15 protein-coding genes and 2 pseudogenes are annotated in these 16,571 nt (G+C 44.0%); 2 read left to right on the plus strand and 15 right to left on the minus strand.

Annotation, left to right across the window (positions count from 1 at the left end; translation table 11 throughout):
- Positions 1 to 199: 199 nt before the first annotated feature.
- The 9 genes from trxB to rsmH form a co-directional block, all read right to left on the minus strand.
- Positions 200 to 1,111, minus strand: a complete 912-nt coding sequence (gene trxB, locus FZ954_RS05675) for a thioredoxin-disulfide reductase (protein WP_148877882.1) — start codon at positions 1,109 to 1,111, stop codon at positions 200 to 202.
- Positions 1,112 to 1,179: 68 nt separating this feature from the next.
- On the minus strand, positions 1,180 to 1,404 hold the full coding sequence (locus FZ954_RS05680; protein ID WP_045500825.1) for a DUF4059 family protein: 225 nt from the start codon (positions 1,402 to 1,404) through the stop codon (positions 1,180 to 1,182).
- A 94-nt stretch (positions 1,405 to 1,498) separates the two neighbouring features.
- Complete coding sequence (locus FZ954_RS05685) at positions 1,499 to 2,242, minus strand: amino acid ABC transporter ATP-binding protein (protein ID WP_015605309.1); 744 nt, start codon at positions 2,240 to 2,242, stop codon at positions 1,499 to 1,501.
- Positions 2,242 to 3,048, minus strand: coding sequence for an amino acid ABC transporter permease (locus FZ954_RS05690; protein ID WP_148877688.1), 807 nt, complete (start codon positions 3,046 to 3,048; stop codon positions 2,242 to 2,244). Before FZ954_RS05690 ends, FZ954_RS05685 begins: the two co-directional genes overlap by 1 nt.
- A gap of 208 nt (positions 3,049 to 3,256) precedes the next feature.
- Positions 3,257 to 4,600, minus strand: coding sequence for a DEAD/DEAH box helicase (locus tag FZ954_RS05695; protein WP_148877689.1), 1,344 nt, complete (start codon positions 4,598 to 4,600; stop codon positions 3,257 to 3,259).
- A gap of 100 nt (positions 4,601 to 4,700) precedes the next feature.
- Positions 4,701 to 5,684 (minus strand): phospho-N-acetylmuramoyl-pentapeptide-transferase, encoded by a 984-nt coding sequence (mraY, locus tag FZ954_RS05700; protein WP_048764978.1) that lies wholly within the window; start codon positions 5,682 to 5,684, stop codon positions 4,701 to 4,703.
- 1 nt (position 5,685) lies between these two features.
- The gene (gene pbp2X / locus FZ954_RS05705; RefSeq protein ID WP_148877690.1) at positions 5,686 to 7,971 is read right to left on the minus strand and encodes a penicillin-binding protein PBP2X; all 2,286 of its coding nucleotides are present in this window, start codon (positions 7,969 to 7,971) and stop codon (positions 5,686 to 5,688) included.
- Positions 7,964 to 8,284 (minus strand): cell division protein FtsL, encoded by a 321-nt coding sequence (ftsL, locus tag FZ954_RS05710; RefSeq protein WP_148877691.1) that lies wholly within the window; start codon positions 8,282 to 8,284, stop codon positions 7,964 to 7,966. Before ftsL ends, pbp2X begins: the two co-directional genes overlap by 8 nt.
- 5 nt (positions 8,285 to 8,289) lie before the next feature.
- On the minus strand, positions 8,290 to 9,240 hold the full coding sequence (gene rsmH / locus FZ954_RS05715) for a 16S rRNA (cytosine(1402)-N(4))-methyltransferase RsmH (RefSeq protein ID WP_148877692.1): 951 nt from the start codon (positions 9,238 to 9,240) through the stop codon (positions 8,290 to 8,292).
- A gap of 246 nt (positions 9,241 to 9,486) precedes the next feature.
- Between rsmH and FZ954_RS05720 the strand changes: the two genes are divergently transcribed.
- On the plus strand, positions 9,487 to 10,710 hold the full coding sequence (locus FZ954_RS05720) for an MFS transporter (RefSeq protein ID WP_148877693.1): 1,224 nt from the start codon (positions 9,487 to 9,489) through the stop codon (positions 10,708 to 10,710).
- 206 nt (positions 10,711 to 10,916) lie between these two features.
- On the opposite strand, the gene htpX is transcribed toward FZ954_RS05720, so the two are convergent.
- Both htpX and FZ954_RS05735 read right to left on the minus strand, forming a co-directional pair.
- On the minus strand, positions 10,917 to 11,813 hold the full coding sequence (gene htpX, locus FZ954_RS05730; protein WP_148877694.1) for a zinc metalloprotease HtpX: 897 nt from the start codon (positions 11,811 to 11,813) through the stop codon (positions 10,917 to 10,919).
- A 9-nt stretch (positions 11,814 to 11,822) separates the two neighbouring features.
- A complete protein-coding gene (locus FZ954_RS05735) occupies positions 11,823 to 12,380 on the minus strand; it encodes a LemA family protein (RefSeq protein ID WP_148877883.1) in 558 nt (185 codons plus the stop codon).
- Between the two features lie 277 nt (positions 12,381 to 12,657).
- On the opposite strand from FZ954_RS05735, the gene rsmG reads away from it, so the two are divergent.
- A complete protein-coding gene (gene rsmG, locus FZ954_RS05740; protein ID WP_125390300.1) occupies positions 12,658 to 13,371 on the plus strand; it encodes a 16S rRNA (guanine(527)-N(7))-methyltransferase RsmG in 714 nt (237 codons plus the stop codon).
- Between the two features lie 51 nt (positions 13,372 to 13,422).
- Here rsmG and FZ954_RS05745 read toward each other — a convergent pair whose 3' ends face one another.
- From FZ954_RS05745 to FZ954_RS12170, 4 genes and pseudogenes are all read right to left on the minus strand, one after another.
- Entirely contained in the window at positions 13,423 to 13,890 is a 468-nt protein-coding gene (locus tag FZ954_RS05745) for a hypothetical protein (protein ID WP_262366229.1), read from the minus strand.
- A gap of 163 nt (positions 13,891 to 14,053) precedes the next feature.
- Entirely contained in the window at positions 14,054 to 14,890 is an 837-nt protein-coding gene (locus FZ954_RS05750) for an energy-coupling factor transporter transmembrane protein EcfT (protein ID WP_148877696.1), read from the minus strand.
- Positions 14,883 to 15,686 (minus strand): annotated as a pseudogene (locus FZ954_RS12165) (energy-coupling factor ABC transporter ATP-binding protein); the annotation flags it as partial. The gene FZ954_RS05750 and the pseudogene FZ954_RS12165, both read right to left, overlap by 8 nt.
- Before the next feature lie 27 nt (positions 15,687 to 15,713).
- Positions 15,714 to 16,568: pseudogene (locus tag FZ954_RS12170) on the minus strand (DUF3744 domain-containing protein); the annotation flags it as partial.
- Positions 16,569 to 16,571 lie beyond the last annotated feature (3 nt).

The following is a 16,571-nucleotide window of genomic DNA, read 5'->3' on the forward strand; positions in this document are numbered from 1 at the left end:
CCATCCTTTTTAGAGTTGCACACCTTTATTGTAGCATAATAGGACAATTATTACAAATTGGTAACAAATTTGTATCGTTTAATACAAAACTGATTTGAAACCTATTCTTTCTATTATGTAATTCGTAAACAAAAATAAAAAAGAGCTGGGAAAGACCAAAAATGAATCATTTTTTGCTCTTATTCCCATCTCTTCCTCTTTAATGCTCTGTGATGTATTTATAAACTTCTTGGCCTGCTACTGCTCCGTCTCCAACGGCTGTGGTAATTTGGCGTAGATCTTTCTGACGGACATCACCAATGGCATAAATGCCGTCAATAGCCGTTTTCATATGTTGATCCGTGACAACCCAACCAGCTTCATCGCAAATACCCAGATCTTTGACAAAATCGCTAACAGGATCTAGGCCGACATAAACAAAGACGCCACCAAAGTCTGACTCGCTGCTTTGCCCCGTTTTTACATTTTCAAAAACCACACTGGTTACCCTACGGTCGTCCCCTTTGATTTCTTTTACAACGGAATCCCAGATGAAACTAATTTTTTCATTGGCAAAGGCCCGCTCCTGCAAGAGCTTTTGCGCCCGCAATTGGTCACGACGGTGAACAATGGTCACAGACTTTGCAAAGCGCGTGAGGAAAATCGCTTCCTCAACGGCAGAATCGCCGCCTCCGACCACTAAGAGATCCTCATCACGGAAAAAAGCACCATCGCAGACCGCACAGTAGGAAACGCCGCGGCTATTGTATTCTTCCTCGCCAGGAACTCCTAGATGACGATGGTTGGCGCCAGGAGCCAAAATCACTGTCTTGGTTTCAAAGGCTTCATCCTCAGTAATGATTTTCTTAAAGTCGCCATGGTCTTCAATCTTTTCAACCTGACCAAATAGATGCTCTACACCTAGATTTTCTAAGGGTTCAAACATTTTCTCAGCCAGCTCTGGTCCACTGATACGAGCATAACCGGGATAATTTTCAATCTCCGCAGTATTATTCATCTGGCCGCCGTAAATTCCGCGTTCAAGTAGGGCCACTTTAAGATTACTTCTAGCTGCATAGAGGGCTGCTGTCATTCCCGCAGGACCAGCTCCAATAATCATTGTATCGTACATCATCTTTTTCCTTTCTCTTTGTTGTAACTACTGTTATTCTAACAAACTAACTAATCTTTTACAAGTATTTAAGCTTTGAGAACAACCAGTAAGCCAAAAATCGCAAAAGACAAAATTGGAATCGTCATAATTGTAATCAAAAGAAGATCGTAAATTTGGCTTTGACCTACCGCAAGCGTCCGATCCTTGCGACCGAGCCGCTGCAATAAAAGCCACAAACCATCGGCAAGTCCTACCAGAATCGTCGTATAGATGAGACTTTGGATATAGAGAGAAAAAATCTTAATTAACATGTCAGCTCCTCAATAATCAGTTGCCTTAAAAAGGTTTCAGTCGAAAACAAACCCAGCTGGTCTAGCCAACTGAGCTTTCACTTTCTCTATTATATCAAATATAAGTCCGTTTGTAACTAGCAAAGAATTCTTTAGTTCTAGCTTCCTTGGGATGATTGATAATCTCCTCTGGACTACCTGACTCGATAATATGCCCCTTATCCAAGAAAAGCACCCGATCTGCTACCTGAGAGACAAAAGATATATCATGGCTGACCAGAATCATAGTTTGTCCTGCTTTAGCAGCGTCGGCAATGGATTTCTCTACCTCACCGACTAGCTCTGGGTCAAGGGCTGAGGTCGGCTCATCTAGCAAGAGAACATCTGGCTTCATGGCCAAGGCTCGCGCTAAAGCCACCCGCTGTTTTTGACCGCCTGATAAATGCTTGGGATAATGATTCTCACGATCAGACAGGCCAACCTTTGCCAACTCTTCCTTGGCAATTTTGGTCGCTTCTTGGTCAGACAAATTTTTAACTACCAGCAAACCTTCCTTGACATTTTCCAGAGCTGTCCGACGGGAAAATAAATTGAACTGTTGGAAAACCATGGCCAATTTTCGACGTAGCGTCAAAATCTCATCTGGTGAAATAGTTGAAAAATCCACCTTGAAGTTATCAATTTCAATCCTTCCGCTATCTGGCTGCTCCAGATAGTTGAGGCTGCGCAGGAAGGTTGATTTACCAGCACCTGAGGAGCCTATTAGAGCAATGACTTCGCCTTTTTGAATTTCCAAACTCAGGTTATCCAAGACCTTTTGGCCAGAAAATTCCTTACTTAACTGCGAAATTTTAATCATCAAATCCTACCTCCTTGCGCTTGCTCCATTTTTTCCAGATTGGCTGGCGCCTTGATATCCATAGCTTTTTCAATCGCATGACCGATTTGCTCAATCACGATATTGACAATCCAGTAAATAATGGAAACAGAAATAAAGCGCTCAAAATAACGATAATCAGAGCCACCGATAGCCTGAGCCTTGGCAAAGACTTCTACGACGCCCGCACTAAAGGCCAGAGATGTTCCCTTTGTCAAGCCGATGAGGGAGTTGATCAGAGTCGGTGTTGCCACAACTGCTGCATTTGGAATGATGACCCGCAGATAGACTTGGCGATTGGTCATACCCAGACTGCGAGCCGCCTCAATCTCACCCGCGTCCACTGAAAGAATGGCTGCCCGAATCGTCTCGCTGGCATAAGCCGCTTCATTGAAAGCAAAGGCGATAATAGCAAAGACTGAGGCAGGAATGGCATTGATATTAAAAGATGTCCCATATTTTTGATTGATGGCTTTCAGCAGGAGCGGAATCCCAAAATAGGTCAACATGAGCTGAACCAAAAGGGGTGTCCCACGGAGGAAGCTCACAAAGAGAGCCTGAATAGGATACAGAATTCTCGTGCGGTTAATCTTGACCACTGCGAAAATCATGGCCAAGATGATGCCAAAAAATGCCCCACCCAGTGTCAACAAAAGTGTGACAGGCAAGGTTTTCAGGATCGCTGGAATGGCATCAAAAACAGCACGTAAACTAAATAATTTGCCGTCTGGAAGGAGCTTCAAGAGCTCTTCATACCAGTTTGCAGCTAGGATATAAGTTGTAAACATTTAAATTACTTCTCTTTCTCGATAATGCATTATTCTATCATAATTTGACCCAGATGCAAACTATTTGGCATCAAGAATAGATAATCTTTAAACCTTTAATAGCTAAGTGGGAAATGACAATAAAATAGACCAGTAATCCTAGTCTATCATAGTTTTACTGGTCTTTAAAATATAATCTTTCTATATCTGCCATAAAAAGAATTTATGGCTAGAATGTCTGGCGCTTAGCCTTGCGTTCTGCTCGACCACGTGCACGATTTTCAGCTCGCTTGGTCTTGCGGCGCTTCTCATTAACCGCCCACTGAATTTTCTTCTTATAGCCTGGTTTGATTTTTTTCTTTTTCTTCTTGACCAGACCAATCATTTCTGTGTCCAGCTTTTCCTTGGTCTTTTCCCGATTAGCACGGCGATCTCGGTCGTAGGTATCTTGAAATTCACCATTTTTGATCATCTTAGGAGTAAACTTGATACCCAGCTTTTCCAACTCTCGAATATCTGAATCGTCACTCGGTTGATAAAGGGTAATGGCTGTGCCGGGAAGACCATTTCGTCCCGTCCGACCAACTCGGTGGACAAAGAAAGACAAATCCTGCGGAATAGCATCATTGATGACATGACTGACACCTTCAATATCAATTCCACGCGCTGCCAAGTCCGTCGCCACGATGTATTCAAAATCCAGATTCTTGACCTGATTCATGATGCGCTTGCGCTCCCGTGGTGGAATGTCGCCATGAATCTTGGCTACTTTTAGACCCTGCGCAGTCAGATAGGCCTGCAATTCATCCGCACGAGTCTTGGTATTGACAAAAATCATCGCCAGATAAGGCTGGAGGAGCTGACTAATCTCATAAATCTGGGCATTCTTATCCTGCCCCTTGGTTGACAGGAGCCAGTTATCAATGGTATCGGCAATCACCGTCTTGGTCTTAATCTGCTCCATGACCGGATTAGACAGGTATTTTTTCAAGAAGGGTTGGAGCTTCTGTGGAATGGTAGCCGAGAAAACTAAAAACTGCAGGTCTTTGGGCAAGCGAGCCGCAATCCGGTCGACTGTCTCCAAAAAGCCCATATCAAGCGTCATGTCAGCCTCGTCCACAACAAAGGTATGAGCCTTGTGGATAGCCAAATCGCCTGACTCAACCAAGTCATAAATCCGCCCTGGTGTTCCAATGACGATATGGGGCTGGCTAGACTCTAGCTTGCCAATCTGACGAGCCTTGTCAGTTCCGCCGACATAGTTGGCCACTCGAATCTCTTGCTCTGAAAAGCTAGCCAGCTGACGGGCGGCCTGATAGATCTGGGTTGCTAATTCTCGGCTGGGTGCTGTAATCACCGCTTGGACACTGTCAGCCTCCTCATCGAGTTCTTGGAAGATAGGCAGCAAAAAAGTGTGGGTCTTGCCTGATCCGGTTTTGGACTCTCCAACCAAGTCTCGGCCAGATAACACCACCGGAATCAGCTTTTCTTGAACCTCTGTCGCCTCCATAAAGTTCAGGTCCTTGAGGGCTTCCTGAATATAATCTTTAAAGTTAAATTCTGTAAATTTCATTTTTTCCTCTGTTTACTCTTAATCTTATCCATTATACCAAAAAAATATCTTTTCTGCTCAGCTCAGGAAAAGAAAAGGCGGGCTTATACCCACCTTCATATCACAAATATAGAATGGCCAAAGTCAGCAAGCTAGCTAAGAGACCTACTCCCCAGAAGAAGAAGTCAACCTTCCATTCGCTCCAAGGCTGACCATGCCCAGAAAAACCACCCAATTCAAAGTGGTGATGGACTGGCGTCATACGGAAAATTCGCTTGCCACCCGTCAACTTAAAATAAGTCACCTGCATCATAACAGAAGTCGTTTCAAAGACGTAGACAATTCCGATGAGAAGCAAGGTCCACTCTTGGTGCAAGGCAATGGAGAGGGCTGCGAGCATACCACCCAAGGCAAGACTTCCCACGTCCCCCATAAAGATTTTAGCTGGCTTATGGTTAAAGACAAAGAAGCCTAGCAGGCCACCAATCATGCTGATAATGACAATCAGAAGGTCAAAGCGCTTCTGCTCCAGAGCAATGACTCCGTAAGCCACCAAACTGATCGCAACAGAGATACTAGCCAAACCATCAATTCCATCGGTCAGATTGACAGCGTTGGAGAAACCAACCAGCCAAAAGAGGACGAAGAAGATATAGAGGAAACCTAGCTGCACTGGAATCGTAAAGACATTGAGAGAGTCACCTGCCCCGTGCTGATTGTAGAAGAAGTAAAAGATAACTCCCCCTACCAGCTGCAGAGCTAGTTTCTGTTTAGGATTCAGGCCTTCGTTGATCTTACGGAAAACCTTGAGGAAATCATCCAAAAAGCCAACGATTCCGTAGAGAACCAAGATAAAGAGAATCATAATCAAGCCGTTGGATAGTTGTTGGGAAAGCAAAGCTGTCACAAAACTAGCCAAAACAGAAGCAACCAGAAAGACGGTTCCCCCCATCGTCGGCGTTCCAGCCTTAGCCTGATGCTGCTTAACATCCTCGTGCATTTGCTGGCCTGAAATATGAGCCTTGTGATAAAAACGGATAAAGGCAGGAATCCCAACAAGTGTTAGGATAAAGGTCAGAATTCCTGCAATAATTGCTGTTAACATGCTAGTCTCCCAATGTAACGGTTATTTTTTTCAATTTTTTCAGGTCTGTATTGACCTTTTCCTTCTGTTTGACAACTTTTGAGCCTTTGCCTTTAAAATTGACTTCCAGCCCTTGCCATTCAGCAAATTGCTCCACATTTTCCTTGGTCCAGCCATACATATCTGGCAAATCTTCAAAGTTATCACTTAAAATCAAAATCTGTTGATTAGCTTTCAGTTCTTGCCCTTCTTTTACAGAAATCTTCTTGATTTCACTGCCTGTTCCTAAAATGACGGGCTGTACCAGATTGCGGCGGAGTTCATCAGCCAAGCCTCCTGGGCTGATTTGATTTTTCAGCTTCAGTTGCTTGGTCAAACCATCGATAGATGGCATTTTGTAGGTTGTTTCTTTTTCAACCAATTCCAAGGCAGGGCTATCGCCAGTTAGATTCAAGCTATCTTTAAGTGCCACAGCTTCTTCCAAGACTGGATTGACAACTTCCTGCCAGAAAAGAGGGGAGAATTTAACTTCAGGCTGCTGAACAGTGACATACATAATGAAATCTGGACTTTCTGCCGGCGTCATGGCTACTACGGAGTAAATGTTATTATTCTCCCCTTCCAAATAGCCCTTAGCTGTCGCAATTTGGGCTGTTCCGGATTTCACGGCCACATCTTGCCCAGAAACCTTGATAACCGGTTCTCCGCCGATATTCAGTGTTCCATAATAAGGGACCGTTCCAACCTGAATCATATAGTCCCGAGTCGTTTTCGCTGCTTTTCCTGAAACTGGATGACCAACGATTTCTGGCTGGGATTTGCGGGCACTACCCGTTTTTGAGTCATAGATGGCAGAGATAAATTTCGGCTCTAACATGACACCATCATTTGACACAGCTGAAAAGGCACGTAACATCTGCACTTGGGTTACCCCAATCCCTTGTCCAAAGGAACTCATAGCAATGGTTACAGCATTGTCTGTAGGCAAGGCACCATATTCTTCATAGCCCATACCAAAACGAGTCGGTAAGCCAAATTTGAACTTCGATAGATAATCGATCCACTTGGCATTGCCCATATCCTGCTCAATGCGTGTCATACCAACGTTACTTGAGAAAATAAAGCCTTGAGCATAGGTCAGGACTTGTCCTGTTGCTAACCCCATGTTCACATCCCAGTCGCGGATGGTAGCATCTGCAATCTTATATTCTGAGCTATCGAATGTTCCGGTTGGATTAAAGGATCCATTATCAATCGCTGAGGCTAGAGTCATAACTTTCATCGTTGATCCAGGCTCATACTGCGTCTGGTAAAGGAAGCTATTCCAAGTTTTCAAATGATCTACATTCAGGCCCTCTTTGGTATCCGCATTATAAGTCGGACGCTGGGTCGTTGCTAGAATCTCGCCTGTCTTGGCACTGACCAAAGTCGCACTGACAAATTTTCCTTTAGCTGTTTCTTGGAAGGCATCCATCCGCGTTTCCAAGTATGTCTGCAGCTGAGCAGAGAGGGTTGTATACACATCTTTTCCGTCTTCTGTCTTAACAGAAACTTCCTCTGAACCTGGGATGATGTTCCCTTTGCTGTCTTTTTCATAGGTAACCAGACCATTCTGACCGCCCAAGATACGGTCTAGCGACTGCTCCATACCTGAGGTTCCCACAAGTGTTTTATTACCTTCTTTATCCTCTTGCATCTGAGCCTGACCGATAAATTGCGAAGCAAAGATACCGTTACTATAGCTGCGGTTAGGGCTAGTTGTAAAATCAATCCCCTCTATCTTTTCCTTCTCCATCGCTTGCCGGATAGAGCTCATGGTGCTATAGGTAATCCCATTTCCTTGAGAACCAAAAGAAACTTGCTTTAAATCCTTTTGCGCAAGTTGCTGCTTAACATAGTCCTTATCTATTCCTAGATGTTGATTAAGAATCTCAGCAACCTTTTCATACTGGGACTCCTCTACATAGAGGACCTTGCCAGCAGCGGATTTGTATTTTTTATCAATAACAGCATAAATGTTATAAGTCGTTGCATCTTCAGCGATCGGGACACCGTTGCGGTCATAGATAGTTCCTCGCTTGGCAGCGACCACGACCGTCTTTTGGTGCACTTGCTTAGCACCTTTTGACAAATTAACACCAAATTTCTGATCTGTCCCGATAATGGTCGCAAAATTAATCAAGAAAATGAAAAAAAGAAAGACGGCCAAGGCACTCATACTTTTTCCAACTTTTCGTCGATTGTATTCTGGGCTTTGTCTATTTTTTAAAGCATATCGCTGAATATTTTTTAAAAATCTATTACTCATTGGTTGTACTCACTGTCTTACGATTTCCCTTTTGGAGTTTCATATCCTGAGAGCTGGCCAACTGGGACAGCCTTTCATAACGTGTCAATTCATTCACTTCTTGCTTAATATTATCCAATTTAGCCTGCTCTGACTCAATCTGAGCATTAACTTCAGTCAAATCATGGTTGACCTGCAACAGCTTGGTCTGCATAAACACAATACTAACTGCAAGGATAATCGCTGTTAAAATAATGGAGCCATAGAAGGCTTTTTCGACTCGAGAAAATTTCCGAATCCGTTTTTGAATAGGGTGTTGCTTTCTTTCTGCCATGAAACTTACTCATGCACCTTCCTAGCCACGCGCAACTTCGCAGAATGGGCGCGATTATTGGCTTCTAATTCTTCTTTGCTTGGTAAAATGGGTTTGCGTGAAACTAACTCCAGCTTGGGCTGCAAATCATCTGGAATGAAAGGCAGACCTTTGGGAACATCTACGGTTGAAGCTTCTTTAAACAGTTGCTTGGTCAGACGATCCTCCAGCGAATGAAAGGTAATCACTGAAATGCGCCCCCCCACTGCCAACAAGTCAATGGCCTGCTGAATGGATTCATCGGCCGCTCCCAACTCGTCATTGACTTCAATCCGAATAGCCTGAAAAATCTGCTTAGCTGGATGACCTTTTTTCTTCAATTCTTTAGCAGGTTTGGCTGATTTGATGATCTCAGCTAGCTCCGTCGTCGTTTCGATGGGCTTGATTTCTCTCGCCTGCTCGATCTTACGGGCAATCTGCTTAGAAAACTTATCTTCGCCATATTTGAAAAAAATACGGACTAGGTCCTTGTAAGGATATTGATTCACAACTTGGTAAGCTGTCAAGGCAGCTTCTTGATTCATCCGCATATCCAACGGTGCGTCCTGCTTATAAGAAAAACCACGCTCTCGCTCATCTAGCTGCGGACTAGATACGCCCAAGTCGTAACAAATTCCATCAATCTTCTCGACCCCTACTTCATTCAAACGAGTCTTGAGATTGCGGAAATTATCCTTGATAAAGGTCACCATGCCTCGCTCAATATAGGGAGCCAGACGTTTTTTGGCATTGTCAATCGCAGTTTGATCTTGGTCAAAGGCATACAAATGTCCCTTGTCACCCAGCTTACTCAAAAGATACTCGCTGTGACCAGCTCCACCCAAGGTCGCATCAACATAGATACCATCTGGCTGAACATCAAGCTGGTCAATCGTTTCATGAAGAAGTACAGTAATGTGATGAAATTCTTTTGTCATATCCTATCTATTATATCACATTCATGTATAAAAAAAAATCTAAAAGAATATATCAGCTTTTGATAGGCTACCTTATAGCTTTTGCAAGTCACTTTTAGAAATCTACCACTTAGCTTGTCCGCTTCTACCAGTCAGCGAAAAGGCCTTGCGGACATGCCACATTTTGCTATAATCATAACTACCAATGCATTGCGAGTTGGAATTCCTTCACATTCCGAAATTGATTCGTCCCCAAGGAGATTTATTATGAAACTTGCTTTAAGAAATCGACTATTTGCCTTTATCAGTCTGTCACGGATCTTTAATATCCTAGGCTCTTCTATCTATAATATCGTTTTTATCGTATTTGCTTCTAGCATGCCCCAGCCCAAGTTTGCAGTCGGTATTGCTAATTTTATCGTTCTTGTTCCTACCTTTTTCACAGTCTTTGTCGGGATGAAAGCTGACAAAACCCATCGAAAGGCTCGCTGGCTTATTCATCTAGGTTATTTGCAGGCCTTCCTCTTCATCTTAGTCGCCCTCCTAACCAAGTCTGCCTCCTACCTAGCCTTTGCTACCGTCTGCTTTCTCAATATCTTTTCTGACATTATCAGCGACTATCGCAGTGGCCTACAGATGCCTATCTTACAGAAAAATATAGAAGAGAAAGATTTGATGGAAGCTTACTCCTTCACTCAACTTCTCACTTTTTTGGGAAATTTTGCTGGGCAAGCTCTAGGAGTCTGGTTACTAAGTATCAGCCAGCAGAATTTCGCTATGGTCGCCCTCATCAACGCCCTCTGCTTCCTACTCTCCTCAAACACTCTCTATCTGATTCGCCAAAAACTCACCCATGACGCCCCTGCTGTTTCAGAGCAAAAACTTCCTTTCAAGACTCAGATGAAAGACCTTTACCAGAATGTCCAAATGATTTTTGAACAAGAAAAAATCGGAAACTTCCTGCTAGTGCTGCTTCAAGTCCTCCTCTTAAACGCATTGGCCGGCTCTACCATGGGACTCTACAATCTCTATTTATTGGATCACCCATTTTGGGGACTAAATCTGAGCCAGTCTCTGCTAGTCATCGAGTCCTGCACAGTGGTTGGGATTATCTCTGCCAGTGCCTTCTCAAATGATTATTTTTCTAAGCTCTCCCTGATGCGGCTCGTCGTTTGGTGCTCGCTAGCTCTCCTCCTCTTAGGTATCAGCAATTTACTCCAAGCTCCTGCTCTCTTGGGAATTTTCTTTCTGACCTTTCTCATGTACATCTCTGGAAAAATCAATCCTAAAATCAACAGCATGCTGCTGAGTAAACTGCCTCCAGAAGTATTAGCCCAAACCTCCAACTTTCTCACTATGCTTTTTACCTTTTCCATTCCGCTAGGAAGCATGCTTTTCACTAGTCTCGGTCTTTGGAATATGGGAAGCGCTTGGTTAGTTTTCTCTCTGCTTGGTGGTGTCTGCCTTCTGCTCAGCCTCAAAAATAACTAGAGTAAAAATCGTCGCAATTTCATACAAAAAAGAGGCTGGGACAAAAGTCCTAGTCTCTCAATTGTCTTTGGATTGTCAAACAAGACGCAGTGGTTGAGTGGGCTCTACTACGCTGATTTCATCAGCTTTTACAGCCCTACTCAACTGTGCGGAGGTGGGACGACGAAATCGAATTCTAACGAATGACCGATTTCTGTCCCACTCTCTTACATATTTTTCAATCTTTCTACCCGATCAGAAATTGGTGGGTGAGTATAAAAGAGCTTTTGCAAGCCACCCTTTTTCTTCGGATCATTGATGTAGAGAGCTGCACTGGCATCATCTACATGGTGCTCCATGGGCTGGCTATTGTCTAACTTCAGCAGGGCATTGATCATGCCCTTAGGATTACGGGTCAGCTCAACACTTGAAGCGTCTGCTAGATACTCACGTTGACGGGAAATGGCCAACTGCACCAATGTTGCAGCAAGCGGCGCCAAGAAAAGAGCCAGCAGAGATACTATCATCAAAACAATTCCTAAGCCATTGTCATTGTCTCGATCGTTTCGTCGACGGCTGCCACCGCCAAACCACATCATGCGCCCAGCCATGCTAGACAGCATTGTGACAGCACTTGTAAGCGCCACTGCAATCGTCGAAATGCGAATATCATAATTGCGAATGTGACTGACTTCATGCCCCATTACACCTTCAAGCTCTTCACGATTCATGAGGGCAAGCAATCCAGTTGTAGCAGCCACAGCCGCATTCTCAGGCTTTGAGCCAGTCGCAAAGGCATTGGGTGAAGCATCTTCTATGATGTAGACCCGAGGCATAGGAATCTGAGCCACCATGGCCATATCCTGCACAACATGGTAGAGTTCAGGCGCTTCCTGCTCGGAAACTTCCCTTGCACCGTTCATCGACATGACAATCTCTGTGGACTGAAAAATCATACTGACAGCATAAATACCACCGATGATGAAAGCAATGGCCATCCCACCAAAGGGAGAATCGAGCCAAAGATAGCCGACAGCAGCTCCAATCAAAGCTAAAAGAGCAAAGAAGGCGACGAGGAGAACCCAAGTACGCCTTTTATTGCTGGCAATTTGGTCAAACAACATAGTAGCCACCTACCCCAAATCGCTAAAATCCACTTTAGGAACAGCCTTTTCTTCCTCTGGTGTCTTCAAGAAGTCTGCTGCTTTGAAGCCAAACATACCTGCAATGACATTGCTTGGGAAAGTTTCCATTTTGACATTGTAGTTGCTGGTTACTGAATTATAAAGCTGACGAGAATAAGCAATCTTATTTTCTGTATTTGTCAACTCTTCCTGAAGTTTCAAGTAGTTTGTATTTGCCTTAAGGTCTGGGTAATTTTCAGCAACCGCAAAGATACCAGAAATCGAACGAGTCAGAGCGTCACTAGCCTCCATAGCTTGAGCAGGTGATGAGGCAGCAGCTACTTGGTTACGCAATCGAGTAACATTTTCCAAGGTTGATTTCTCATATTTCCCATAACCTTTAACCGTCTCTAAAAGGTTGGGAATCAGGTCATTTCTGCGCTTGAGCTGGACATCAATCTGACTCCAAGCTTCTTGAGTTTGCATACGGCTTTTAACAAGACCATTGTAAACAGAAATCACGAAAATAGCTACAACTGCCACAACGGCAAGAATAATTAAAAACATGGACATAATAAAGATACTCCTTATGATTTGATTGCACCTATTATAACAAAAAAAGCTCAACCTGTCTTTCTTGACATGTCATCTAGTAAAATAGGTTTATCTTAAATAATATCCAAACGCTAAAATAGTCAGAAATCTAGAAAAAGCTTCTTCACTTTTCTAGAAATCAAGACAAGTCAGTATCTAATCCTTTGAGACACAAGAAGCTGATAGACAGCAGCACCTTACCCCGTTTTATGATATAATAGAATGAATACTGACAAACAAGGATGAAACTATGACACCGCAAGAATTTTACCAGCTACTAAGCCAGCAGGGAATTGAACTGACCGACCGCCAGAAAGACCAGTTTGAGCGTTATTTTGAACTTCTGGTCGAATGGAATGAAAAAATCAATCTGACAGCTATCACTGAGAAAAATGAGGTTTACCTCAAGCACTTCTATGATTCAATTGCCCCCGTTTTGCAAGGTCTGATTGACAATCAAGAGCTTAAGCTGCTGGACATCGGAGCAGGTGCAGGCTTTCCCAGCCTCCCTATGAAAATCATCTGTCCCCAGCTGGATGTGACTATCATTGACTCCCTTAACAAACGCATCAACTTCCTCAAACTGCTGGCTGAAGAGCTCGGGTTGGACAAGGTTCATTTCTACCACGGTCGTGCAGAAGACTTTGCTCAGGACAAGGCTTTTCGAGCTCAATTTGACCGAGTGACTGCCCGTGCAGTCGCTCGGATGCAGGTCCTATCTGAACTGACCATTCCCTATCTAAAAGTTGGCGGGAAGCTCCTAGCGCTCAAGGCTTCCAATGCTCCGGAGGAACTGGAAGAAGCAAAAAATGCCTTGAACCTACTCTTTAGCAAGGTCCAAGACAACCTCAGCTATGCCCTACCAAACGGCGATCCCCGCTTTATCACAGTGGTTGAAAAGAAGAAAGAAACTCCCAACAAATACCCCCGCAAGGCCGGTATGCCAAATAAAAGACCATTATAAAAAGAAAAATCAGGCAATCCTTGCCTGATTTTTTATGTTTGTTAAACCATATTATTTTTCCACAGCTTCATTATAGATTCGAATCCGAGGGGCAACTTGATTTATCACATCTAAAAACTGTAATAAGTCAATATATTTTTGATCCGTGTAAGGCCCAAAAGCCAGACGAATATCTTTGTTAGAACTCATTGGATTGTAATACAAATAAAGATAATGAATTTTTAGATGGTTCGTTTGTTCCACTTCCTCAATCTTAATGGTCACATCAGCTAAGTCAGAAAGCATGAGAAATTGGAAATAAGTATCAACCCGTATGATGACATCCTTGTAGAGATAGAGAGATAGGCTTTCACGCGCATAACGAGAGTCGCTATAAATTAGTTGAAAATCCTTTTCAAGCTCTGGAAAGTGAGAATAAAGTTCTTGACAGCGTCGCAAACTCTTTTCTCTATTGACTATAGCAAGGCAAGTAAAGAGACCACTCATCCCTATTAGCAAGATGATTGAAATCAGGGCCATTCTCCCCCCGACTTCATCTGTCTGTGACAAAGCCAAGAGCAAAACGAAAGCCCCTAGACCACAAAAAACAGGAAAAACTAATTCCTTATAAAATTTAAAATTTATTTTTTCTTGCACCAATTGATCCTCTCAATCCAAACCTGGCTTGTTTTCCACCTTTAGCCTAGGCCCAAGGATTATAAAAGCGTCCTTGATTGACAACGAAAAGAAGAAGGCTGAGGGCTAGTAGAAGGACGGACACCACGATTACAAGTTTGTCTAGTTTGCTGAAGGCTTGCTGGGTGTACCATGTCCGCTTTTTATTTTTTCCAAAGCGGCGTAGCTCCATGGCCGTCGCGATAGTATTGATTCGCTCGAGCGAGCTGAAAATCAGGGGAATGACGATTTGCAGATTGCCCTTGACCCGCTTGCTGAGGGGAGCCTTTTGGGATAATTCTTGCCCACGCGCCTCTTGAGACATCTTGATGAGGTAAAATTCTTCCTGCAAATCCGGAATATAACGCAGGGTCAGGCTGACCGCATAAGCAATCTTATAAGAAAGGCCGATTTGGTTCAGACTAGAAGCAAATTGACTGGGATGGGTGGTCATAAGAAAGATCACCGCTAGGGGAATCGTTGAGAAATACTTAAGTAAAAGATTCAAGAGATAAAAGAGCTCCTGTAGCGTGAGATTATAAGCTCCCCATCCTGTCCAGAGCAAATTCTTGGCTCCATAAATCTCCACCCCATACTGTGGTGCAAAGAGATAGACCATGAGAATATTCAGCGCTGCAAAGGTTCCCGCAAAAGCCAAAACGAAAGAAATATCCCTCAGCCGAATCTCAGACACTCGAAATAACATCAGGGAAAGCAGGGCCACAAGAAGGAGGAAACGCGTATCGTAGCTCATCATGGCCGCCACCGAAACCAGGATAAAAAAGATTAGTTTGCTAGCACCAGAAAGAGCATGGAGAAAAGTCTTTCCGGCATGGTAGCCAATCAATTTCTGTTGATTAAACATGACTTTCCTCCTTTTTTTGCATGTAAAATTGAGTCAGAGCTAGCGGATCCACTCCCAGCTTCTCAGCTAGACTAAAAATCGAAGTTTCCTTTAAATTGGCCGCTGCAATCAACTCATGATTGGACAAAACCTGAGCAGGCGACTGGTCTGCTAAAATCTGGCCGTCCACCACCACGATGGCCCGATCCGAATAATCCAACATAAGCTGCATATCATGGGTAATCATGATAATCGTGTGTCCCTGCTGGTTTAGCTCATCGAGAAAGTCCATCATTTCTGTATAATGGCGCTGATCCTGACCAGCTGTCGGTTCATCCAAAAGAATAATCTCTGGATTTAGTACCAAGATAGAAGCAATGGTCACCCGCTTCTTCTGACCAAAAGACAGGGCTGAAATCGGCCAACTGCGAAATTCATATAGACCGCAAGTTTTGAGAACAGCATGAACCCTTTCTTCAATTTCCGCATCTGCCAAACCACGCAACCGCAGCCCCAGAGCCACTTCATCAAAGATCATTGTGGTCGAAATCATCTGATTTGGATTTTGCAGGACATAGCCAATCCGCTCCGCTCGCTCCTTGATAGAGTCTCCCTTGATATCCTGTCCCTGCCAACGATACTCCCCTTCTGTATCAATAAAACGACAGAGAGCCTTGGCTAGAGTAGACTTGCCAGCTCCATTTTTCCCAACGATGGCTATCCGCTCACCCTTAAAAATCTTCAGACTAATATCCCGCAAAATAGGTTGATTGCTCTGATAGGCAAAGGAAACATGTTCAAGTTCCAAAAGGGCTTCGTGACGACAGCCATCCTGCTCTGCTTTTTGGTTGGTCAGATTCTGCGAAAGTCCTGTAAGTTCCAGCTTGGTTAAATCAGCCAGATGAGTCTCGCTTGCCACATCAAAACCAAGCTGCCGCAAGGCTGTGATATAGAGGGGTTCTCGGATCCCATTTTCCGCTAAGAGCTTCGTCTTGAGCAGATCATCTGGCGCGCCATTAAAGAGGATTTGCCCATCATTGACAAGAACAACTCGATCAACAGGTCGATAAAGAACATCTTCCAAGCGATGCTCGATGATGATGGTCGTGGTCGCAGCTTCTCTATGAATCCGATCAATCAGATCAATCGTATCCTGGCCAGACTTGGGATCGAGATTGGCCAAAGGCTCATCAAACAGCAAAATTGGACTCTCATCGATCAAGACACCCGCCAGACTGACCCGCTGTTTCTGCCCACCAGACAAGTCTTGAGGACGGTGATCCAAAAGCTGCTCTAGGTCCAGCTGCTTCGCCCAACGCAGGACTTTCTCCCGCATCAAGGGCAAGTCCACCATATCATTTTCCAAGGCAAAGGCCAAATCCTCTGCCACGCTGAGCCCGATAAACTGACCATCCGTGTCCTGCAAGACCGTGCTGACTAGATTTGACTTGTCATAAATGCTGGTGTCAAAAGCTGGCTGCTCCTTAATTAAGAGTTGTCCACTGGCCTGACCCTTGTAAATATTGGGAATAATGCCGTTGAGACACTGCCCCAGGGTTGACTTACCAGAGCCAGACGGCCCAATCAGCAGAACCTTTTCCCCCTTATAAATGGTCAAATTGATATGCTTCAAAGTCGGCTCCGACTGAGCCTGATATTGAAAACTAAAATCTTCAAATTGAATAATTGGTTTTTTCATGTT

It is taken from the genome of Streptococcus sp. Marseille-P7375, assembly GCF_902460365.1.
Lineage (GTDB): Bacteria > Bacillota > Bacilli > Lactobacillales > Streptococcaceae > Streptococcus > Streptococcus cristatus_I.